This window comes from Synechococcus sp. R50.1 (genome assembly GCF_047462115.1).
Lineage (GTDB): Bacteria > Cyanobacteriota > Cyanobacteriia > Thermostichales > Thermostichaceae > Thermostichus.
Map to the genome: position 1 here is coordinate 1 of NZ_JANSIN010000047.1, position 19,487 is coordinate 19,487.

Below are 19,487 nucleotides of genomic sequence, written 5' to 3' on the forward strand. Positions count from 1 at the left end.
ATACCAAGCAGCCATACTGAACATACTGTACATTATTTTCAGTATAGTCCAGCGTATCATTGACTAGAGTCATGCTCTCGCCTGCGGATCCCGTAGCCGGAAGAAGTCCTTATTAGCAAGCTTCTCATCTGATTCGCCTCTCTCCGCTCTCGGAGAAGGGCTATTGTGGTTGCTGGATAAGGGGCGCTTCTCAGCGGTGACGGGCATCGAGGATAAACAGAGCACTACCTACGACGAACAGGAGGCTGGCTCCTATCCCCAGCAGGGTTTGGACAACCTTGAGATTGAGAAAGGCTGGAGCTGCTGGATCCCACAGAGAGGGGTCACTGCCCAAGGTCATCACCTCGCTCACCGCAAACAGGCTGCTCCCCAGCAAAAACAACCAACTGGCCAACTCGTAGCGGTGGCTGCCTCTCATGTCTGCTCCGACTGCAAGTGTTTGTAGGCTTGGGCAGCGGCGGCCATTTCCGCAGCCTTTTTTGAGCGACCTTCACCGCGACCCCAGCACCGTCCTTGCCCCCAGACTTCCATGGTGAAATGGGGGGGATGTTCCTGGGCGGCCACCAGGCGGTATTCCGGCAGGCTGCCCCAAAGGCGTTGGGTGAGTTCTTGCAGGGCTGCTTTGGGGTTGCGCCGAGTGGGGTCTTGAAACCACTGCTCCACTCGCCGGTGTAGATAGGGATCCAGCCAGGGATGCAGCTTGGGCAGCGTGTAAATACCCCAACTGAGATAAAAAGCCCCAAGCAGAGCCTCGAAAGCATCCGCCAGCCGCCGACCCCGTCCGGCCAAGTCGTTTTGAGAGCTGGATCCCACCTCGAGGTAGCGATCCAAGCCGTGCAGATCCGCCAGTTCTGCCAGGTAAGCATCGCTGGTCAGGTCGGAGCGAATCGCGGTCAGCTCTCCCACCGACAGATGGGGATAGGACTGAAACAAGAATTCCGTAACCAAAATCCGCAGGACAGAATCCCCCAACAACTCCAGCCGATCGTTGTTCCGTCGGCCATCCAGAGAAGGGTGAATCAGAGCCTGATCCAGCAGATCCCAGCGCAGCTGCTCCAGCAAAGCCGGATCCCTGAATCCAAGGCGGGCCAGCAAATGCTCCAAGGCACGGCGACGGGGCGGGATCAACTCAACCATACACTCAGGTGCTGACGTTGCCTCAGCGGTCAGAACTGCACAGCTTGCAACCATTTTGACCTGAGCCATCTCACCCAGGCCGGGATCCCCGCTCAGGCGGTAAGCCAGCTATGCTACAGGAGTAGTATAGGCTTTTCGAGGGAGGATCCCTGCATGCCCATTCGCGCCAATTCCCCCATTCCCACGACCCAGATGGAAGTGACCAGCATTCGGCTGGAACGTGAGCTGAAGCAGCGACTGAAGGCGTTGGCCGGAAATCAGGGTTACCAGGCCCTCATACGGGAAATTCTTTGGAGTTATGTCCTGCGTCACTCTCAAGGGGCTGCCACCCTCAGTCCTGAGGATATTCGGGCCAGCTTCCCGGCCACGGCCCACCAAGCCCAATGCTGTGCTCTCACCGGACGGGCCATTCAACCGCAGGAGCCAATGTTGCTGGGGTGGACCACCGATGGAAAGTTCGTCGCCCTTAGCTCCTCCTGCTTTTAATCTTTGTTTTGGGGTCTCTCTCCAGTTTGCGAAGGGATCCAACCGGCACGAGTGCCCATCCGTTTAGATGCCACGAAGTTCTCGATATTTTCTGGCCCGTTCCTCGGCTGGATCGGGGGCTTGAGCTTTGGCAACTGCCTCCTCCAGTTGGGCCATCACCGTCTCTGCCGGTTCAGCGGAGCGGACGACGTAAAACATTAGGTTAATGGCTTCGTTGGCCGTCAGTTTGAGGGTTTCTTTTCCCTTGGGCACCAGCGCGATCTTGCCATCTGTGGTTGTGATGGCTGTATGGGATCCCTTAGCCAGAATCTCCCCAGCTTTTTCCAGAGTGACAAGCATATCCGTAGCTCACGGCAGCAGGACATCTACTATCCTATCGAATGTCTTGGGGCAAACGTTCCAGAAGGGTCTAAGCCATTTGGCGGATTGGGTGGGTTCATCATGGGTTGCCATGCTCCGCCAGCCAAGCATGCAAGTGGGGAAACAACTTTTGATTGGCTCCCGGGAAGGGAAATTCCGACAGTTCCGCCGGGCTAACCCAGCGCACCTCACTACATTGCAGGGCTTGGGCTTCTCCGCCCAGGTAGCGGCAGATAAAAGCAATAAGAGTAACGGTGAAATGGGTGTAGGCATGTTCGACGGTGGCTAGCGGCGCGACCACCTCGATATCAATGCCGATTTCTTCTTTTACCTCCCGTACTACACACTCGGCAGCCGTTTCTCCCGGCTCGATTTTGCCTCCGGGAAACTCCCACAGCCCGCTGAGCATTGAGCTTTCCAGTCGTCGATCGATAAGGATTTCTTTTCCCCGCAGAACAATGGCAACCGCGATTTGCTTATGAGGACGGGAGGCACGGGGTGCAGACATAGGCAATTGTTGGTGTTGACCTCGATTGTAGGCGCTGCAATCCGCTTGCCAAGGGCACCGGCCACAGTGAGGCTTTTTGGGACGACAGACGGTAGCCCCCAAATCCATCAGGGCTTGGTTAAAAGCCCGCGGCTGCACGGGATCCAACAATTGCTCGGAAAGCTGCCACAGCAGGGACAGACACTGGGACGGAGGCTGCTGCAAAGCCACCAAGCGAGCCAGCACCCGCTTGACGTTGCCATCCAAAATGGGCAAAGGCTGATCGAAGGCAGCGCTGAGAATGCCGCCGGCTGTGGTGCGCCCGATCCCCGGCAGAGCCAACACCTGCTCCAGATCCCTGGGGAACTCACCGTTTCGCTCCCGCATCAAAATTTGGGCAGCTTTGTGCAAGTTCAGGGCCCGCCGGTAGTAGCCTAGGCCCTCCCACAGTTTCAGCACCTGCTGCTGGGGGGCTGCCGCCAATGCTGGGATCCCGGGCAGGGTCTGCATCCAGCGCTGAAAGTAGGGAATGACCGTTGCCACCTGGGTTTGCTGTAACATCACTTCCGAAACCCAAATGGCGTAGGGATCCCGGGTGCGGCGCCAGGGCAGATCCCGCCCGTGTTCACGGTACCAACGCTGAAGAGACTGCCGCAAGCGTTGCAAGAAAGCCTCGTCCCACTCCCCTCCTTTGCTCGGAAGGCTGGCAATGTAGGAAGAACTGACCTCGGCTTCTGATATGGGCTGAGACTCAAGCCGCGTAAGCAAAGTGCAAAGCCCACCAGATCAGGGCCGAAACCACACCGGCCACAATCCCTGCCGAGATCAAAACGACAATTGGGCTATCCGCCCCCTTGAACTTCATAATGCCGCGATTGTAGTCAGCCATCCTTGCCTCCTACCAGCTCTGGCGTTGGGGTTGTCAGGGATGTTGATCGGGATCCAGATCTGCCAGCTCTATTCACAGGGAAAGCTGTGGCGAAGATGTCCCAGTAGAGGTGCTCCGCACCGCCGGCGCAAACATGCCTGGGGAGAAGCACCGTCCTCGGTCATGCATGATACAACCTTAGCATGGAACAGACTTTGACCCTGGTGATTTGGACTGTTTGGAATAACCAGAAGCTAGGCAACCCGCAGGACTAACCGGTCTGCTTCCCACTGTCGAAATAGGTTGAGGAGGTGGTCGGCTCTCTCTTCATGGGCAGCCAGGATCTCAGCGCCAGAACGGGCTTGATTGGCCAAGGGCAGCAGCAGCTCCACCACCTGGTAGCGGGTAGAGGCTATCATCTTGCCAGGGATCCGGGCGATAGGCCAGAAAATATCCATCTTCTGGGTCAGGATCTGGGCCGGATCCAGCTTGCCCAACAGATCTGAAAAGGGGATTTTTTGATCCCAGTAGCGCACGCTGCCATAGCGGACAAACAAGGGGTTGAGTTGCCAGCGGGAGCTCTTAAAAAATTCGACTGTAAAGGGATCCCAGTGGTCCACCTTTTTCCCTTGATGGCAACACCAGAAGAGATTTTGCGTGTGATACAGAGGCTCCAGATACTCCATGACCCGCAGTTGGTCAATGCGAGCAAGGGCCTCGTAGCGGCGATGGAACTCCGGGTGGGTGGCGGCAATCAACGGCCTGGCATTCCAATAGTCCGAGTAGGGGGCGACATCGATAAACTCCAGCCCGGCTTGGGCAAGCAAGTCGGGAATCTCGCCGATGTCGAAAGGAATATCATTGGCATGGAAGAAATTATCGACAATGTTTTCATCTTGTCCATAGTATTCTTGGTGAGCCTTGGCGTGCTTGGCCAAAAGGGAATTGGGGCTGGCTCCCTTCAGCAGTTGCCGCACAAATTCGATCTTTTCTGGGGTTGCAGGTGGGGTGATGCCCAACAACTCCAAGGCTCGCCGAATGCGGTACAGATGCCAACGGCCTGAACGGTTGTAGAGCATCAGCGCCATCACCCCATCGGGAGCCAACCGCGATGCCAGATTGCTCAAAGCCTTCACCGGATCTGCAGTGTGGTGAATCACGCCGTAGGAGCTGATCATGTCGAAGCTGCCTTCGGGCCAAGTAGAGGGATCCAGCAGATCCCCGTACTGCACAGAGCAGTTGCGCAGGCCGTGGTGCTTAATTCGCTTCTGGGCAATCTCTAGGGCCGGGCGGCTGATGTCGATCCCGACCACCGACCCATAGCCGGGGTTGCTGGCGGCAATGCCATGCACTTCCCAGCCGGTGCCACACCCGGCCACCAAAAACCTGGATCCTGTGGGCTCTTGCAAGGTGCGGGTGCGGGCGTACTGCGCCAAGGTATAGCTGCCCAGACTGGAGAAGCCCTCAAAGGGCCGGTCGTAAGGAATAGGAGGATAGGGGAACGTCTCGTACTGGGCCTGCACTGCCTGGGTAATCTCGGCTTCGCTCACCAAAAGCACTTCCTCCCACGCGTTCCCCCCCATCCTAAGGTCTTCTTGACGCTTTGAGCCGGGAGATCTTGCTGGGTTGCCCGTCTGAGAACCTGGCCCTTCACAGCCTGGTTGTAAACCCCGCCGGAGGCAGAGCGGGCGGGACGGAGTCCTCACAAAACCGAGTGAGGCAGGCGACCCTCTGCCGAGCCGTTGGCTAAGGCCCTGCCAGAGCGTGAGTTGCCCGCTTGTAGGCTTCCTCCAGCGTCTCTGCCAAGGTGGGGTGAACGTGCACCAAGCCGGCCAGTTCTCGCACCGTGGCCCGGCGAGCAATGGCCTGAGCCGCCTCGTGGATCAAATCCGCTGCATGTGCCCCCAAGATGTGGGATCCCAGCAGTAGGCCGGTGCTCTTGTCAAAGACCAGCTTGACCATGCCCTCTGTCTCTCCCGAAGCAATGGCCTTGGAGTTGCCGCCAAAGTAGGTGCGCACCGTGCCCACGCTGTAGCCTTCCTCCTTGGCCTGAGGTTCGGTCAGCCCCACAAAACCCATTTCCGGGTGGGTGAACACCGCGGCCGGGATGCTGAGGTAGTCCATGTAGGCAGTACGGCCACAGATGTTTTCCACGGCCACTCTCCCCTGAGCTGCCGCCGCGTGAGCCAACATCATTTTGCCTGTCACATCCCCAATGGCCCAGAGGTGAGGCAAATCGGTGGCCATGCGGCTATCGACGGGGATGAACCCCCGTTCGCCGGTGTCGATGCCCAGCTCGGCCAAGCCCAGCCCCTCTGAGACCGGGATCCGACCGGCAGCCACCAAGCAGCCATCCACCTGCAGCGTCTCGCCGTTGGAGAGGTGAATCGTTACTGGCTGGCCAGGGATCACCTGCTTGGCCGTGATCCCCACGTAGGTCTGGATTTGCCTGGGCTTAATCAGCACCCGCTGGGCCAGGCGGGCAATATCGGGGTCAAAGGCCGGCATCAGGGTCTCCAGGGCTTCGATGAGGATGACCTGGGATCCCAAGGCAGTGTAGATGTCGGCAAACTCCTGGCCAATGTAGCCGCTGCCGATAATCGCTAGGCGCTCCGGGATCCACTCCAGCCGCACCGCCTCGTCGCTGGTGAACACCGTCCGGCCATCCACCTCGATGCCAGGGGGCACAAAGGGGCGGGAGCCCGTCGCGAGAATGACATCCTGTGCCGTGTAGGTGTGGGATCCCTTCTCTTCCTGGACTTCCACCTGCTGGGGTGCCACCAACTTGCCTCGCCCTCTCAGGATTGTTACCCCCAGCTTCTCCAGCGAGCGAGTCATGTCGGCGCGGATCTTCTCCACCACTTGGGCAGCATGATTGGCAATAGCCTCTCGGTTCACCTGAAGGGATCCCACTTGGATGCCCAGCCCAGAGCTATGTTGCAGTTCCCGCAGGCGTCCTGAGGCGGCCAGCAGAGCCTTGGAGGGGATGCAGCCGCGGTTGATGCAGGTGCCGCCCATTTCTGCACCTTCAACGATGGCGGTCTTCAGGCCAGATTCGACCGCATGTAAAGCAGCGCCGTGGCCGCCGACGCCGGCACCGATGATGATTACGTCAAAATCGAAGCTCATGGCGAGATTGGATAACCGGTGCTTCATTCTCTCATCTTGTCGGCCTTCCCAGAAACCTGGCTAGGGGCACCCAAGCCATGCAGTAGCATAGAGTCGCTTGTAGGCGGGTGGGGGTACACATGACACTCCAAGCTTTGATCTTCGATGTGGACGGCACGCTGGCGGACACGGAGCGGGATGGTCATCGCGTGGCCTTTAACGCTGCCTTTGCCGAGGCAGGGCTGGACTGGCACTGGTCGGTGGAGCTCTACGGCCAACTCCTGGCCATTACGGGGGGCAAAGAGCGCATTCGCCATTTCGTTGCAACCTGCCAGCCGCCGCTACCCCCTGGTGAAGATTTAAATGCCCTCATTGCCCGGCTGCACCAGGCCAAAACCCGCCACTACACTGCCCTATTGGCCCAAGGGGGGATCCCACTCCGCCCAGGGGTGAAGCGCCTCCTGCAGGAGGCCAGAGCTGCTGGGATCCGTCTAGCCATTGCCACCACCACCACGCCGGAAAACGTGACGGCCCTTTTGGAGCACGCGCTGCCGGAGAGCCTGAGCTGGTTTGAAGTGATCGCTGCCGGCGATATTGTCCCCGCCAAAAAGCCCGCCCCCGACATCTACTTCTACACCCTGGAACAGATGGGGCTGCCCCCCCAGGCCTGCCTGGCCTTTGAAGACTCGGAGAATGGGCTGCGCTCGGCCCAGCAGGCCGGTATTCCCACTGTGGTGACGGTAAACGACTATACCCGGGATCAGGATTTTTCCGGGGCGGCTCTGGTGCTGGATCACCTGGGGGAGCCTGAGGATCCGTTTCAGGTGTTGGCGGGAACGGTGGGATCCCACCGCTACTTCACCCTGGAGTTGGCCTGCCAAGTCCATGCCCAAGCCATTCCCTCTGAGGTGGGAAACTGATGTCAGCAGCAGAGCTCCCAGACCTGCAGCAGCGCCTAGAGGCCCATCTGCAGCAAGTGGCCCAGCCCCGGGATCCCGACTGGTCGCCCCTGGGCCATAGCCAAGTGGAGCGCTACATCCAAGAGCAGCTTTCTAAGTGGGGATCCCTGGAGTCCTTCCCCTTTGAGGCCGGTGGCCGCCTGCACCGCAACTGGATCTTGAAATTGCCGGGATCCCGTTCTGGCCGCCAACCCATCCTCATCGGAGCCCACTTTGACGCTGCCCCGGCAACCCCTGGAGCAGACGACAACGCCAGCGGCATAGCGGTGTTGCTGGAATTGGCCCGCCATTTTGCCGCCAACCCTGCCCCTTCCCCCCTGTGGCTGGTGGCTTTTGACCTGGAGGAGCGGGGGATGGTGGGCAGTGGGGCTTACGCCCAGTTTCTTCAACGTCAGAGGCAATCCCTACGGCTGATGCTGTCTTTGGAAATGCTGGGCTACCGGGATCCCACCCCCGGATCCCAACGCTACCCCGCTGGCCTTGAGAAGCTCTACCCCAACCGGGGAGATTACATCGGTCTCATCGGCAACTGGCCCACCTGGGGGGATCTGCTCAAGCTGCAGCGTGATTTTCAAAAAGCGGGGATCCCTTGCTGTTGGTTGTTGGCCGGGCAGCGAGGCTTGATCCTACCTGCCACTCGCCTGAGCGATCACTCCCCCTTTTGGGATGCGGGCTACGCCGCCGTTATGGTTACCGACACCGCTTTCTTGCGCAACCCCCACTACCACAAGCTGAGCGATACCTTGGAAACCCTAGATCCAGATTTCCTGACGGGGGTCTGCCAGGGCTTGATGGCCGGGATCCGCTTGCTGTAGCTCCTCCAAACCCCCCAGTCATTCCGGCAGCAAGTAGCGTGCGTTGAATCCCAACTCCCCTCTCCTGGAAGGAGGCCAGGGGTAAGGATGGAATTGGCATCCTCAGTACGGAGATTTCTCCAGGGGGTTCGCGATTCTGCGACCGAGTCCTTTGCTGAAGAGGGGAGACAATAGACGAGAGTAGTAAGACGAGAGTAGTAGCAGGGAAAAGGTTAAAAAACCTGCCTTGGCACTGTAAAACTCAGCAGGAGATTGCGTATGAGCGCTTTTGCCCAAGCTCCCAAAAAGTGTGTTTCCGCCGCCTTCAAAGAAGAGGGCAAGCTGCAAGAGTGTATCCAGCGGCTTTTGAACCGTGGCATTCCCAACGATTGCATCTCCATTATTGGCCGCAACTTTCAAACCGAAGCCAAAATTACCGGGTTTATCACCCGCAAAGAGGTGGTTCTGGACGGTCTGACCAATGGGGCCATCTATGGATCCCTGTTCGGATCCCTGCTGGGGCTGCTCACTGGCGTGGGGGTGCTGTTCATTCCCTTTTTGGGGGCAGTGGTGGCCGCTGGGCCTCTGGGAGCCGCTTTGTTGGGGGCAACGGGCGGCGCTTTGTACGGAGCACTGGGAGCGGGCCTGGGATCCGCCCTGATTGCCTTGGGTATGCCGCAGGAGAAAGCCGCCATCTACCAAACCCGGGTACAGGCGGGCGAGTTCTTGTTGGTGGTGCAAGTACCGGAAGAGAAGTCGGGCGAAATTTACTGGCTGCTGCAGAGTGCTGGCGGAGAGGAAGTTTCCATTGCCGACTTGAACTTGCCCGGTGAGCCAGAGGGAGACTTAACCCCAGAGAGCATCTCGCCGGAAATCCGCGCTGACCTCTCGGAAGAAGCGCAGCAAACCTTTGTGGAAGCCTACAACCAAGCCAAACAAGAGAGCAATAACTCCACCCATGCACTCCTCAAAGCTTGGGAAAAGGTCAAGCAAATTTTCACACGAGATGAGAAAGGGATCTTCTCCAAACGCAAGCCCTAGCCCAAAAAGTTTCCGAAGTAGCGAGAGCACAGTAAAGCGCCATCTCGCCGCTCTGCCTGTACGTGTTCTGGGTCTGCTCCAATTTTTTAGCTGCAACCTTATATCCTGAGAATAGCCCGAAAAACTCTAACCTAACCTTGCAGGGGTGAGCCTATGGCTGCGAGTGACTTCAAGGATTATTACAAGATCCTGGGCGTCAGCAGAGATGCCTCTGCCGAGGAAATCAAGCGCGTCTATCGCAAGCTGGCCCGCCAGTATCACCCCGACGTGAACCCCGGCAACAAGGCGGCAGAGGAACGCTTTAAGGAGATCAACGAAGCCTACGAGGTGCTCTCAGATCCGGAAAAGCGGCGGCGCTACGACCAGTTTGGGCAGTACTGGCAGCGGGTGGGTACTGGTTCTGCTGCTGGAATGCCGGGCATGGAGGGCTTCGCCCAATACGCCAGCTTCGAGGAGTTTATCAACGAGCTGCTGGGCCGTATGGGCTCCCGCCGCAGCGGGTTCCAGGGCTTCGCCGGCGGCTTTGGGCCGTTTGTTTCGGTGGATTTGCCGGGGCAGGATGTGGAGGGCACTCTGGGTCTCAGCTGGGCAGAAGCTTTCCACGGCACCCAGAAACGGCTGAACCTAGATGGAGAAACGCTAACTATCCGCATTCCCCCCGGCGCTAAGCCGGGCAGTCGCATCCGCGTCAAGGGCAAAGGCCAGGTCAGCCCCTTTGGCGGGCCAAGAGGGGATCTCTACCTCACTTTGGAGCTGCCCCCCCATCCCTTCTTCCGCTTTGACGGAGACAACCTGCTCTGCGAGCTGCCCATTACTCCTGACGAGGCGGCTTTGGGAGGGACGGCGGAAGTTCCCACCCCTACGGGTCGCGTGCAACTGAGGATCCCTGCCGGGGTAGACAGCGGCCAAACCCTGCGGCTGCGGGGCCAAGGCTGGCGGGATCCCCAAGGCCAGCGGAGCGACCTGCTGGTGCGGCTGAAGGTGGTGGCGCCCAAATCCCTTTCCCAGACCGAACGGGATCTCTACGAAAAGCTGCGGCAAAGCCGTAGCTGGGATCCCCGCGCCCACTTGCAGGAGGTGAGTCTATGAGTTTGGCCATTGTGCGGGTAGAAGAACGGCTCTATACCTTCGAGCAGGCCACGGAACTGCTGGGGATCCCTCCCCACCTGCTGGAATGGCTGCTGGCCCAAGGCTTAGTGGAGGCCGAGAGCAGCTACCTGACCCCCCAACAGCTCAGGCGGTTGTTGCAAATGAGCCGCCTACACCGAGACTTGGGGCTTAACTGGACGGGGGCAGCGATGGTCTTGGACATGGCTCAGGAAATTGCCCGGCTCAGGGGGCAACTGCGCCACTACCGCGGATTTTGAGGCTGCCCAGCCAACCCATCAAGGAGATAAACTTCGATGAACCCTATGGAACAGATCATCCGACGTAGCCAAGTGGTGGGCCTGCTGGCCCTCGATGGCAGCACTGCTACCGCCTTGGGTACCGTAGAAGAAATCTGGGTTGACCCAACAGGGCGGGTATGCTACTTCACCAGCCAGCAGGGGTACACCCCCCTGGAGCAGGTTTCTCTCATCGGGCCAGACGCGCTGCTGACCTACTCTACCGTTTTTGCTACCCCCCTAACCCCCATCAGCTCTCTTTACCGCCGCACAGTGCGCATTGGGAATCGAGAGGTCGGCTGGATTGAGGATTTTCTCTTTGACTGGGAGACCGGAGCGATTGCCGCTTATATTCTGGGTGGCAGCATTGCCGAGCCTTGGGGGGGGCGCGCCGTTCTCCTGCCTGAGGACGTGGAAGCCATTGATGTGGACGCGGTGGTGGTCAAGGAGGATGCTCCGCAGCGGCTGAAATCGGAAGCGGAAGGCTTAAAGAACTTTTGGAGCGAAAAATCTCGGCAGGTGAAACAGCTTATCCAGCGCATGGGGGATCGCCTCAAGGCGTTGGTTGGCCCACAGGATCCGCCGGAGGTGGTGCGCGTTAAGGTGAAGCAGGTGCGGGACGAGCTGGCCAAAGGGGGCAAGTTCGATCTCTCCCTACTGGACGAGGCGGCAGAGTTTCTGCAACACAAGTGGGAAACCTGGCAACATCGCCTCAGCCGCGCCGCTCAGCGCATGCAGGCTGCCCTTCAGGCTGCTTGGGAGAAGCTGACCGAATAGCAAAGAATGACTCTGCAACCTCTGGCCTGCGGTCGCCTCAGATGCTGCACATTTGCTTCCCAACTGCTTCCCAACTCCCCTCTTCCTCTGGGAAAGGGGCTGGGGGGCAACAGCATGAGGTGCTTGGGGAGTCCGTCCCACTGCTCGACCGGAACTGTTGCAAGCCAGTCCTCGACCAAACCCAGCTGACGGACGGCGGCTTTTTCGGCTACGATCTAGGATCGCTGTCAATGCTCGGATCAGGTTTCAAGACCCCCGCAGGGCACCTGTACGGCAGAGGAGAAGGATGACTTACGCAATTGTGGAGACCGGCGGTAAGCAGCTTTGGGTGGAGCCGGGGCGTTTTTACGAGGTCGATCGCCTGGCGGAAGTGGAGGAGAACAGCCCCTTCGATTTGTCTCGTGTGCTGTTGATCAACCACGAGGGACAAATCACGTTGGGGCATCCCTACGTTTCGGAGGCGGTCGTCAGGGCACGGGTTTTACAGCATCGGCGCGGCGATAAAATCATCGTTTACAAGATGAGGCCAAAGAAAAAGACCCGCAAAAAGAGGGGTCATCGGCAACCGCTGACCCGTCTGCTGATCGAGTCTATTGAACTCAATGGGGTGCCCCTAGCCACGGCACCATCCCGTACGGAAGCGGCTCCAGAGTCTAACCCAGAGGCAGCCCCTTCGGCAGCGGCGACAGGGATCCCTGCGGATGAGGAATAAACTCTGAACTCAGGTGTCCTGAATCCCGATTTTTTTATCTCGTTTCTGTTGATCACGCAGTTGCATAGGAGGCGTTATGGCTCATAAGAAGGGAACGGGCAGCACTCGCAACGGTCGAGATTCCAATGCCAAGCGGCTGGGGGTGAAGCGCTATGGGGGCGAGCTGGTGCATCCCGGCCACATTCTGGTCAGGCAGCGGGGCACCAAGTTTCACCCAGGGGTGAACGTGCGCATCGGCGGCGACGACACCTTGTATTCTGTGGTCACCGGCATTGTGACTTTTGAGCGCTATGGCAAGTGGCGGCAAAAGGTGAGTGTCTACCCAGCTGAGGTGGCTGCCCAGTAGGGAAAGGCCCAGCTTTGAAACTGCCTGGGAGAGTTTCTTCCGCAAGAGAAGATTCTCGCTTCTGTCGACCAAGCTGCTTGCCGGGCTGAAAACTGTCTGCTCCAGAGCAGACAGGGTTTTGCTGTTGCTGATTCCTGAACTTTTTTCGTTCTTGAGGATTGGGGCCAGCCGGAAGAGAAGAGGAGCTAGGGATCCCTGCCCCTTCGAGGGCGAAAATGGCAAAAGCGTGGAAGGCAGAAAGCTGATGCGGGTGTATTTGTTTCGCTGGGCAGGGTTGCTTCACCTCATTGCCGGGGTGATGTACCTCTACTGGCGACTGACAGCCGGGCTGATGGATTTGGGATCCCTTTTGTTTTGGGGGGCAGAGCTGTATGTTTGGCTGGCGGCGGTGGGCTTTACCCTCAGCCGCTATCCCCAAGTGCCGAGAGAGACGATCCCATCCCCAGAGGTCCTGCGGCGGTCGTTTTTCCAGTTACCGCGAGTGGATGTACTGGTGCTGCGCCAGTGGGATTCTCTGGAGGCAACCCGGCAAACAGTGCTTTCGGCTCTGCACCTCGACTACCCTTGGGAGCGGTTGTTTGTCCACATTGTGGATCGGGTAGAGGATGAGGAGATGGCCAAGGCGGCCCGGGCCATTCCCTGCGAATACTGGGCCTGCCCTAGCCCCACAGCCGACCCCCTGGCTTACGCGATGGGATCCCCTCATATCCAAGGGGAGTATCTGCTCCTGGTGCAGCCGGGCCATTTTCTCGAGCGGGACTTCCTGTGGCAGACCTTGCCCCACTTTTACGACTCGCCGGAGCGGGCTCCCATTGTCAACCGAACTGGCTTTGTGCAGGCAATGCTGCGCACCCTAGGCCAGCCCAGAGCCGTTCACCCACTGCAGCAGCTCTTGGCGGTGGGATCCCAGGGCTACCAGGCGGCACCCCTGTTGGGTTCTGGCTGTCTCATCCGGCGCAAGGCTTTGGAAGGGATCCCGCGGATCGACATTCGTCGCCCTGTGCAGTTGGGGTGTCAGATGCACTGCCGCGGCTGGCAGTCTCAATTGGTTCGCCAAACCCAGGTTACGGGTGTTTTGTTGCCCTTGCGCAACCGCCGCGTTGCTTTGCTGGCTTTGTTTTCGGCCTTGAGGGAAAATCCCTTCTGGGGCAAGCCGACCACGCAGCAGCAGCGCTTTCAATACCTGTGGCTGGCCCTCTGGGCTGCCGGTGGGATGGCGGAGCTGGTCTACTTGGCGGTGCCGATGGTCTTTCTCTGCACGGGGTGGATGCCGGTGCCGGCCTTTGACCGGGTCTTCTTCGCGTGGTTTTTGCCTTATGCTCTCCTGGGGCGCATCAGTTGGCTCTTGGCCTTTCCCCCCCATCTGTGGGGGGCAGCTTGGCAGTCGGAACGGCAGACGGGCAGCCAGTTTTTTCAGTCCATCCAGGCGCTGGTGCAAAGTCTGCAGGGAGTGCCCCCCTATCCCGAGCAGCCTTCCCAGCTCTCCTTAGGACCTCAGGCTCTGGCTATTGTGCTGACTTTTCTGGCTATGGGGGTGGGATCCCTGCGTTCTGCCGGCAGTTGGGATCCCTCTTGGCCTGAGCTGCTGTTTGGCTTGGTCTGGGCCTTCTACAACCTGATGATCCTGACGGTGCGCCCCGACGATCACGATTTTGCCGGCTTTGCTTTTCCCAGCAGCAGCGCCGCTGCGGCGACAGAAGAGAGCGCCGACCCATAGGCTGCCAAGCCAAGACAAGTTCATCGCAAAACCAAATCCCCACATCCATTCAGCTGCTGCATGGATGAAATGGCAGGCTGCCGCGGCAGATGGTGGGCAAACGCTATGCTGTGAGAAGTGTAGGATAAGTGGATCGGCACAGGTTGTCTCCAACTCTCCGGGGAGGTGTACCGGTGGAGAGGGGGGATCCCTGGCCAAGTCGCCCCTCCTGTTTGCAGGATTGAACGCGGTCTTCTAGGTTCAGAACGACACACCTGTGGAGTCAGAGAGACCCCCCCTTCGACTGCTCCCCCTGGGTACGGATCCCTGGCAGCAGGGCTGTGCCTATTGGCTGGAGATGGGATCCCACCGTTTGCTTCTCGATTGCGGGTTGCCCGCTCCTGCCCTCTTTAAGGCTCTGCCAGGGATCCCGGATGCGGTAATCTGCAGCCATGCTCACTTTGACCATGTGCAAGGGCTACCTGCTTTTCATCGTCGTTACCCTCAGGTACCTCTCTACGCCACGCCGGTGACTGCTCATTTGGCCGCTGGTCTGTGGGAGTGTGGCGTTTGGCCAGGCTACGACCGGGACATTCGCTTTCCCCCCTTTCGGGCGCTGCCTTTGGGCCGGGCGCGAGAGATTTTGCCCCATCTGATGCTCACTTTCTTTGCGGCTGGGCATCTGCCGGGAGCGGCGGCAACCCTGCTGCAAAATACCCAAACCACTCCGGCCCAAGCCTGCGTGTACACGGGCGACTGTTCCCTGGCCTCAACTCGCTTTGCCCCCGGCTTGGATCTCATTGCTTTGCGCCACTGGCAGCCGGACGTGTTGCTCATCGAGGCTTCGCTGGGATCCACCCGCCATCCACCCCGTCGTCACCTGGAAAATCGCCTGGTGGAGCGGTTGCTCAGCGCCTTGGAAGCGGGGCAAACGGTGCTGTTTCCCCTGCCAGTGTTGGGGTTGGGGCAGGAGCTGATCTTTCTCCTCAAAGCCCACCACCGCTTTACCCAAGCCCCCCAAGAGCTCAAGATATGGGTGGCGCCGGGGCTGGCGGCAGGCTGCAATCTCTACGAGCGCTTGCTCACCTACCTGCCGGAGCCGGTGCGCAATTTCGCCACCTACCAGCCCTTGTTCTGGGAAGACCGCCTGCAGCCGCGGGTTCAGCCCCTTACCGAAGCGGATCCTCTGCCCCAAGGCTTGCTGCTGTGCGACGCCGATGCCGGGCCTGAGGCTTGGGATCCCATCTGGTCGAGATTGCTGGCCCAACCGCAGCGCTCCTGTCTGCTGGTGCGGCTGCCAGAGGTGGAACTGGCTACCCCGTTTGAGCGTTGGCCGGCGCCGCTGCGCTCCCGCATTGCCGTTGAATGGATAACCTGGCACAGCCACAACGATGTCGGGCATCTCACCCAGATCATCCACACCTTTCGCCCCCAGCATTTGGTCTTGGTTCACGCCGACCCCAAGCAGGCTCAGGATCTGGCGGATCTGCCGGAGCTGTGCAATCGCTACCATGTCCACTGCCCCCAGCCCGGACATTGGCTGGAGCTACCCGACGGCCGCCTGCAAACCCCGGTCAAGCTCCCGGATTCTCCTGCCGAGGTCACGGATCCCGCTGTGCGCTATGAGGGGGAGGTGGAAGAAGTTTGGCAGGAGCAGGGCTCGCCGCGGGCTTTGGCGGGGGTACAGGTGCGTCTGCCGCCCCAGATCACCCAGGATCCCCGTTGGCCGGCCTGGGCCGATACCGGCCTGGTGGAAGCCCGCTGGCAGGGATCCGAACTGGTGCTGCGCGGCCTTTCTCCACGGGAGCTGATCCGCCCGGCAGAGGCTGCCCCTTCTCCAGCAGGGATCGTGCCGCGTCCAAAACAGCCTTCTGTATCCAGTCATCACGGTGGCAAAAAGTGCCAAAATTGTCGCTTTGCCCGCCAGATCTTGACTTCCCAAGCCCAAGCCTTTCGCTGCGATCAGGAACGCTCTCCCCTCTACCGCCTCAGGGTGGATCCCCAGGGGAGCTGCCCCTACCATCAGCCGCAGGAGATCCGCTCTTCCGGTTAGCCGTCAAGCCAGGGAAGCCCAAAGGCTAGAATGGGGCAAGTCGCGGTGCCAACCATGCTTGAGCAAGATTCCTGGGCAAATCATCGCCGTGGGCCGGTCGGATCCCTGGAGCGCCCAGCCGAGGCCTTGGCTGCGGCCAGCCCGCCCGTAGTGCAGATGGTTGGGGTGAACAAAGTCTATCCACTGCCGGAGGGCAGTTTTCAGGCCCTCTACGATATCGACTTGGCGATCCAGCCGGGAGAGTATTGCGCCATTATGGGGCCCTCTGGATCCGGCAAATCCACCCTGATGAACCTCATCGGCTGCTTGGATCGGCCCAGCTCAGGGCGCTACTGGCTGGATGGGGTGGAAGTTTCCACCCTGACCGATCGCGATTTGGCCCACATTCGCAACCAAAAAATCGGCTTTGTCTTCCAGCAGTTCCATCTCCTGCCCGTCCTGACAGCGCTGGAGAACGTCATGCTGCCCTTGGCCTATGCTGGGATCCCGGAGCCGGAGCAACGCCGGCGGGCCAAGCAAGCCCTAGAACAAGTGGGCTTGGGGAGCAAACTGCAGCAGCGTCCGGCCCAACTCTCCGGCGGCCAGCAGCAGCGGGTGGCGATTGCTCGTGCCATTGTCAACCGACCCCAACTGTTGCTGGCTGATGAGCCGACTGGGGCTCTGGATAGCCATACCGGCCAGGAAGTGCTGAACCTTTTTGCGGAGCTCCACCGGCAGGGCATCACCCTGGTCGTGGTCACCCATGACCTTGAAGTAGCCCAGGCCGCCCAGCGCATTATCCGGGTTGGGGATGGCCGTTTGCTGGATTGAGGAAGACAGGGATCCGCCTGGGGGCAGTTGGGTTCAGGAGAGTTCCCAGTTGCGGTGAACTGGCGTGCCGGATGGATCCCCAGCTTCCCTCTCCCTTTGGGTGAAGGTCAAAGGGAATGTCTTAAACGACCCTATCTAGGACGGCCCGGCTTAGGCTACTCTAAACGCAACTGAGGGCTTGGGAAAAGGATCCATCGATGAAACTGATCGAAGATATCATCCGATTTTTGGAAACCCGCCTGGAGGAATTTCTCAGGGCCCACCCCGAGATCGAGCTGCAAGCCCTCGATGAGCAGTTGCGCCAGCAGGAATCGGATACCCTGCAGCTGTTGCAGGAAAGCCGCGTCCAAGAGGAGGCTCTCCAAAAAAGCATTCTCAACTTAGCCGAGGAGATTAAAACCTGGCACTTTCGCATTGAGAAGGCGCAGCGGGCCAATCGTCCCGATCTGGCCGAAGGAGCGCGACGCCGGGAGGCTGAGCTGTTGGAGAGGGGCAGCCAGCTATGGGGTCAAATGAAAGCCCAAAAGGAGAAAATCCAACAAATGGAAGCCCTGCTGCCGCAGATTCGCCAGCGCCGCCAAGAAGTGAAGGCTAAGCTGCAGGAGGTAAGAGCCGCGCAAGCCAAAGGCATCGACAACCCGGACCGGAATTTCAGCCCTTGGGGAAAACCTTTCGAGGCTTGGGATGAATTGGAAGAGCAATTTCGTCAGCTAGAGGTGGAAAACGAATTGAATGACACGAAGAGGAAGGTGCGGGAACAGCAGCGGCGGTAACAGCCTGACCCAAAATCTTGTTAGTTTGCTAATGTTGAATCCAGTCGCAACAGCCAAAATCGAGCTGGGCGGAACTTGTGATTTAAGCCCTTGGTCTCAAGAGCCATAGCCACATCATTTCCAGAACTTTCTCTGGCACCGACCGGGAAGAAAAGTCTCTCCTCTCCCCCAAGAGTGATACGCTATTGGGCATGAATGAGTTGTATCTGAATCACCCCACATTTGGTCTGCTCTACAGCCTGTGTCAGGTCGACGAAAATCAGGCTCTCTTCACCACTCTCTACGCCCAAAGGCTCTTTTTTCGGGTTTACTTCAGGCCGCCGGATAACAGCGGGGATCCTGCTGCCATGGAGGAGTTGGTCTTCGATCCGATTAGCCGTAATGAGGCTCGCCAGCTCATCGAAGAGCAAATGCGCCTGCTGCGCCGTGCTGCCCGCCAAGATGAGCTAGAACAATTGCAGTTGATCTACAAGCAAACCTTTTCCTGAAAGAGGTTTTTTCGAAGGTCTGGCACGGCTGAGGGTGAGGGTTTCGTCCCCCAATAGCCACCTAAAACTGAGACAGAAAGCGCAGGTCGCTGGTATAAAACAGGCGGATATCCTGAATGCCGTGGAGGAGCATGGCCATCCGCTCAATGCCGATCCCTGCCGCAAATCCGGTGTAGCGCTCCGGGTCGTAGCCCACCGCTTGAAATACATTGGGATCCACCATGCCGCAGCCGAAGATTTCCAGCCATTTCGAGCCAAAGCGCACGTCCATCTCAGCAGAAGGCTCGGTAAAGGGAAAATAGCTGGGCCGAAAGCGGGTTTCTCGCTTGCCCAATAGGCGGGTGATGAAAGTGTTGAGGGTGCCCTTCAGGTCGGAAAAGGTGAGGTTCTCGCCCACCGCCAAAATTTCCATCTGGTGAAACACAGCGGAGTGGGTGGCATCCACGGTATCGCGGCGCATCACCCGACCGGCATGCACAATGCGCAGCGGCGGCTGGTGTTGCTCCATGTAGCGCACCTGCACCGAGGAGGTTTGGGTACGCATCAGGTAGCCATTGGCCAGGTAGAGGGTATCCTGCATATCCCGCGCCGGATGGTCGGCAGGGGTGTTGAGGGCCTCGAAGTTGTAGTACTCCGTCTCGAGCTCAGGCCCATGCACCACGGTGTAGCCCATTCCCACAAAGATATCGAGCATGCGGTCGATGGTGGCCTGCAGCGGATGGATCCGCCCCAGAGGCCGACGGGGCCCGGGCATAGTGACATCCAGGCGCTCTGCTTCTAGGCGGGCCAGCAGTTGAGCTTCACCAAGGGCCTGTTTGCGCTGCTCCAGACTGGATTGGAGGGCCTCTTTAAAGGTGTTGGCCAAAGCGCCAATGGCAGGCCGTTCTTCTGGGGGCAGCTTCCCCATTCCCCCCAAGATTTTGGAGAGCTTACCTTTCTTGCCCAGGTAGTCGATGCGGATCTGTTCCAGAGCCTCCAGACCGTCAGCTTGTTCCACTTGGGCGAGGGCCTCGCTTTGCAGGGTGAGAAGCTGTTGGCGAAGCGTGTCTTTTTCGTCTTGCATGGGGCCGATTCCAAGGGCAGAAGGGATCCCTGGGGTTGTGAGGAGTCCCTACAAAGGTATCACAGGAGGGAGCATGACTCTAGTCAATAATAAGCTCAACTATACTGAAAATAATGTATAATATGTTCAGTACGGATTACTACC

At 59.0% G+C, this 19,487-nt stretch carries 22 protein-coding genes; 14 read left to right on the top strand and 8 right to left on the bottom strand.

The genetic code is table 11. The features are described from left to right. Nucleotides 1–190: 190 nt before the first annotated feature. A complete protein-coding gene (locus NW870_RS10680; protein ID WP_414375257.1) occupies nucleotides 191–418 on the bottom strand; it encodes a hypothetical protein in 228 nt (75 codons plus the stop codon). Then, complete coding sequence (rnc, locus tag NW870_RS10685; RefSeq protein ID WP_414375259.1) at nucleotides 415–1,137, bottom strand: ribonuclease III; 723 nt, start codon at nucleotides 1,135–1,137, stop codon at nucleotides 415–417. The genes NW870_RS10680 and rnc overlap by 4 nt, the downstream gene beginning before the upstream one ends. A 153-nt stretch (nucleotides 1,138–1,290) precedes the next feature. On the opposite strand from rnc, the gene NW870_RS10690 reads away from it, so the two are divergent. Next, nucleotides 1,291–1,623, top strand: a complete 333-nt coding sequence (locus NW870_RS10690) for a hypothetical protein (protein ID WP_011432395.1) — start codon at nucleotides 1,291–1,293, stop codon at nucleotides 1,621–1,623. Between the two features lie 63 nt (nucleotides 1,624–1,686). On the opposite strand, the gene NW870_RS10695 is transcribed toward NW870_RS10690, so the two are convergent. From NW870_RS10695 to lpdA, 5 genes are all read right to left on the bottom strand, one after another. After that, a complete protein-coding gene (locus NW870_RS10695) occupies nucleotides 1,687–1,962 on the bottom strand; it encodes a hypothetical protein (protein ID WP_011432394.1) in 276 nt (91 codons plus the stop codon). Between the two features lie 100 nt (nucleotides 1,963–2,062). Next, on the bottom strand, nucleotides 2,063–3,136 hold the full coding sequence (mutY, locus tag NW870_RS10700; protein ID WP_414375268.1) for an A/G-specific adenine glycosylase: 1,074 nt from the start codon (nucleotides 3,134–3,136) through the stop codon (nucleotides 2,063–2,065). Between the two features lie 85 nt (nucleotides 3,137–3,221). Then, complete coding sequence (locus NW870_RS10705; RefSeq protein ID WP_011432392.1) at nucleotides 3,222–3,359, bottom strand: hypothetical protein; 138 nt, start codon at nucleotides 3,357–3,359, stop codon at nucleotides 3,222–3,224. Nucleotides 3,360–3,592: 233 nt separating this feature from the next. Continuing rightward, a complete protein-coding gene (locus NW870_RS10710) occupies nucleotides 3,593–4,921 on the bottom strand; it encodes a class I SAM-dependent methyltransferase (RefSeq protein WP_414375260.1) in 1,329 nt (442 codons plus the stop codon). 163 nt (nucleotides 4,922–5,084) lie between these two features. After that, the gene (gene lpdA, locus NW870_RS10715; protein ID WP_414375269.1) at nucleotides 5,085–6,467 is read right to left on the bottom strand and encodes a dihydrolipoyl dehydrogenase; all 1,383 of its coding nucleotides are present in this window, start codon (nucleotides 6,465–6,467) and stop codon (nucleotides 5,085–5,087) included. A 119-nt stretch (nucleotides 6,468–6,586) separates the two neighbouring features. Between lpdA and NW870_RS10720 the strand changes: the two genes are divergently transcribed. The 13 genes from NW870_RS10720 (at nucleotide 6,587) to NW870_RS10780 (ending at nucleotide 18,280) form a co-directional block, all read left to right on the top strand. Further along, entirely contained in the window at nucleotides 6,587–7,366 is a 780-nt protein-coding gene (locus tag NW870_RS10720) for an HAD family hydrolase (RefSeq protein WP_414375262.1), read from the top strand. Then, complete coding sequence (locus NW870_RS10725) at nucleotides 7,366–8,220, top strand: M28 family peptidase (RefSeq protein ID WP_414375263.1); 855 nt, start codon at nucleotides 7,366–7,368, stop codon at nucleotides 8,218–8,220. The genes NW870_RS10720 and NW870_RS10725 overlap by 1 nt, the downstream gene beginning before the upstream one ends. A gap of 258 nt (nucleotides 8,221–8,478) precedes the next feature. Continuing rightward, a complete protein-coding gene (locus NW870_RS10730; RefSeq protein WP_414332456.1) occupies nucleotides 8,479–9,240 on the top strand; it encodes a ChaB family protein in 762 nt (253 codons plus the stop codon). 153 nt (nucleotides 9,241–9,393) lie between these two features. Further along, nucleotides 9,394–10,329, top strand: a complete 936-nt coding sequence (locus NW870_RS10735; protein WP_011432386.1) for a DnaJ C-terminal domain-containing protein — start codon at nucleotides 9,394–9,396, stop codon at nucleotides 10,327–10,329. Continuing rightward, nucleotides 10,326–10,607 (top strand): chaperone modulator CbpM, encoded by a 282-nt coding sequence (locus NW870_RS10740; protein ID WP_011432385.1) that lies wholly within the window; start codon nucleotides 10,326–10,328, stop codon nucleotides 10,605–10,607. Before NW870_RS10735 ends, NW870_RS10740 begins: the two co-directional genes overlap by 4 nt. A gap of 36 nt (nucleotides 10,608–10,643) precedes the next feature. Then, nucleotides 10,644–11,402, top strand: coding sequence for a photosystem reaction center subunit H (locus tag NW870_RS10745; protein ID WP_414375265.1), 759 nt, complete (start codon nucleotides 10,644–10,646; stop codon nucleotides 11,400–11,402). 286 nt (nucleotides 11,403–11,688) lie between these two features. Then, the gene (gene rplU, locus NW870_RS10750) at nucleotides 11,689–12,114 is read left to right on the top strand and encodes a 50S ribosomal protein L21 (protein ID WP_011432383.1); all 426 of its coding nucleotides are present in this window, start codon (nucleotides 11,689–11,691) and stop codon (nucleotides 12,112–12,114) included. A gap of 76 nt (nucleotides 12,115–12,190) precedes the next feature. Then, complete coding sequence (gene rpmA, locus NW870_RS10755) at nucleotides 12,191–12,460, top strand: 50S ribosomal protein L27 (RefSeq protein ID WP_011432382.1); 270 nt, start codon at nucleotides 12,191–12,193, stop codon at nucleotides 12,458–12,460. Nucleotides 12,461–12,686: 226 nt separating this feature from the next. Further along, on the top strand, nucleotides 12,687–14,177 hold the full coding sequence (locus NW870_RS10760) for a cellulose synthase (RefSeq protein WP_414375266.1): 1,491 nt from the start codon (nucleotides 12,687–12,689) through the stop codon (nucleotides 14,175–14,177). 256 nt (nucleotides 14,178–14,433) lie between these two features. After that, complete coding sequence (locus tag NW870_RS10765) at nucleotides 14,434–16,209, top strand: MBL fold metallo-hydrolase (protein WP_414375267.1); 1,776 nt, start codon at nucleotides 14,434–14,436, stop codon at nucleotides 16,207–16,209. A gap of 54 nt (nucleotides 16,210–16,263) precedes the next feature. Continuing rightward, nucleotides 16,264–17,019 carry an ABC transporter ATP-binding protein gene (locus NW870_RS10770; RefSeq protein WP_011432379.1) on the top strand — a complete coding sequence of 252 codons (756 nt, stop codon included), beginning with the start codon at nucleotides 16,264–16,266 and terminating at the stop codon, nucleotides 17,017–17,019. A 197-nt stretch (nucleotides 17,020–17,216) separates the two neighbouring features. Next, entirely contained in the window at nucleotides 17,217–17,792 is a 576-nt protein-coding gene (locus tag NW870_RS10775; RefSeq protein ID WP_414329872.1) for a TIGR04376 family protein, read from the top strand. A 191-nt stretch (nucleotides 17,793–17,983) separates the two neighbouring features. Next, complete coding sequence (locus tag NW870_RS10780; RefSeq protein ID WP_011432377.1) at nucleotides 17,984–18,280, top strand: PipX family protein; 297 nt, start codon at nucleotides 17,984–17,986, stop codon at nucleotides 18,278–18,280. Nucleotides 18,281–18,341: 61 nt separating this feature from the next. Here the strand turns inward: NW870_RS10780 and pheS are convergent, their stop codons facing one another. Beyond that, on the bottom strand, nucleotides 18,342–19,343 hold the full coding sequence (pheS, locus tag NW870_RS10785) for a phenylalanine--tRNA ligase subunit alpha (protein WP_011432376.1): 1,002 nt from the start codon (nucleotides 19,341–19,343) through the stop codon (nucleotides 18,342–18,344). Nucleotides 19,344–19,487 lie beyond the last annotated feature (144 nt).

Bases quoted from the DNA above. Each gene is read 5' to 3' on its own strand.
- NW870_RS10740 (WP_011432385.1), top strand. From the start codon at position 10,326: ATGAGTTTGGCCATTGTGCGGGTAGAAGAACGGCTCTATACCTTCGAG.
- NW870_RS10735 (WP_011432386.1), top strand. From the start codon at position 9,394: ATGGCTGCGAGTGACTTCAAGGATTATTACAAGATCCTGGGCGTCAGC.
- lpdA (WP_414375269.1), bottom strand. From the start codon at position 6,467: ATGAGCTTCGATTTTGACGTAATCATCATCGGTGCCGGCGTCGGCGGC.
- NW870_RS10720 (WP_414375262.1), top strand. From the start codon at position 6,587: ATGACACTCCAAGCTTTGATCTTCGATGTGGACGGCACGCTGGCGGAC.
- NW870_RS10730 (WP_414332456.1), top strand. From the start codon at position 8,479: ATGAGCGCTTTTGCCCAAGCTCCCAAAAAGTGTGTTTCCGCCGCCTTC.
- NW870_RS10705 (WP_011432392.1), bottom strand. From the start codon at position 3,359: ATGGCTGACTACAATCGCGGCATTATGAAGTTCAAGGGGGCGGATAGC.
- NW870_RS10690 (WP_011432395.1), top strand. From the start codon at position 1,291: ATGCCCATTCGCGCCAATTCCCCCATTCCCACGACCCAGATGGAAGTG.
- pheS (WP_011432376.1), bottom strand. From the start codon at position 19,343: ATGCAAGACGAAAAAGACACGCTTCGCCAACAGCTTCTCACCCTGCAA.
- NW870_RS10680 (WP_414375257.1), bottom strand. From the start codon at position 418: ATGAGAGGCAGCCACCGCTACGAGTTGGCCAGTTGGTTGTTTTTGCTG.
- NW870_RS10725 (WP_414375263.1), top strand. From the start codon at position 7,366: ATGTCAGCAGCAGAGCTCCCAGACCTGCAGCAGCGCCTAGAGGCCCAT.
- rnc (WP_414375259.1), bottom strand. From the start codon at position 1,137: ATGGTTGAGTTGATCCCGCCCCGTCGCCGTGCCTTGGAGCATTTGCTG.
- NW870_RS10780 (WP_011432377.1), top strand. From the start codon at position 17,984: ATGAATGAGTTGTATCTGAATCACCCCACATTTGGTCTGCTCTACAGC.
- NW870_RS10710 (WP_414375260.1), bottom strand. From the start codon at position 4,921: ATGGGGGGGAACGCGTGGGAGGAAGTGCTTTTGGTGAGCGAAGCCGAG.
- NW870_RS10770 (WP_011432379.1), top strand. From the start codon at position 16,264: ATGCTTGAGCAAGATTCCTGGGCAAATCATCGCCGTGGGCCGGTCGGA.
- rpmA (WP_011432382.1), top strand. From the start codon at position 12,191: ATGGCTCATAAGAAGGGAACGGGCAGCACTCGCAACGGTCGAGATTCC.
- rplU (WP_011432383.1), top strand. From the start codon at position 11,689: ATGACTTACGCAATTGTGGAGACCGGCGGTAAGCAGCTTTGGGTGGAG.
- NW870_RS10775 (WP_414329872.1), top strand. From the start codon at position 17,217: ATGAAACTGATCGAAGATATCATCCGATTTTTGGAAACCCGCCTGGAG.
- NW870_RS10745 (WP_414375265.1), top strand. From the start codon at position 10,644: ATGAACCCTATGGAACAGATCATCCGACGTAGCCAAGTGGTGGGCCTG.
- NW870_RS10695 (WP_011432394.1), bottom strand. From the start codon at position 1,962: ATGCTTGTCACTCTGGAAAAAGCTGGGGAGATTCTGGCTAAGGGATCC.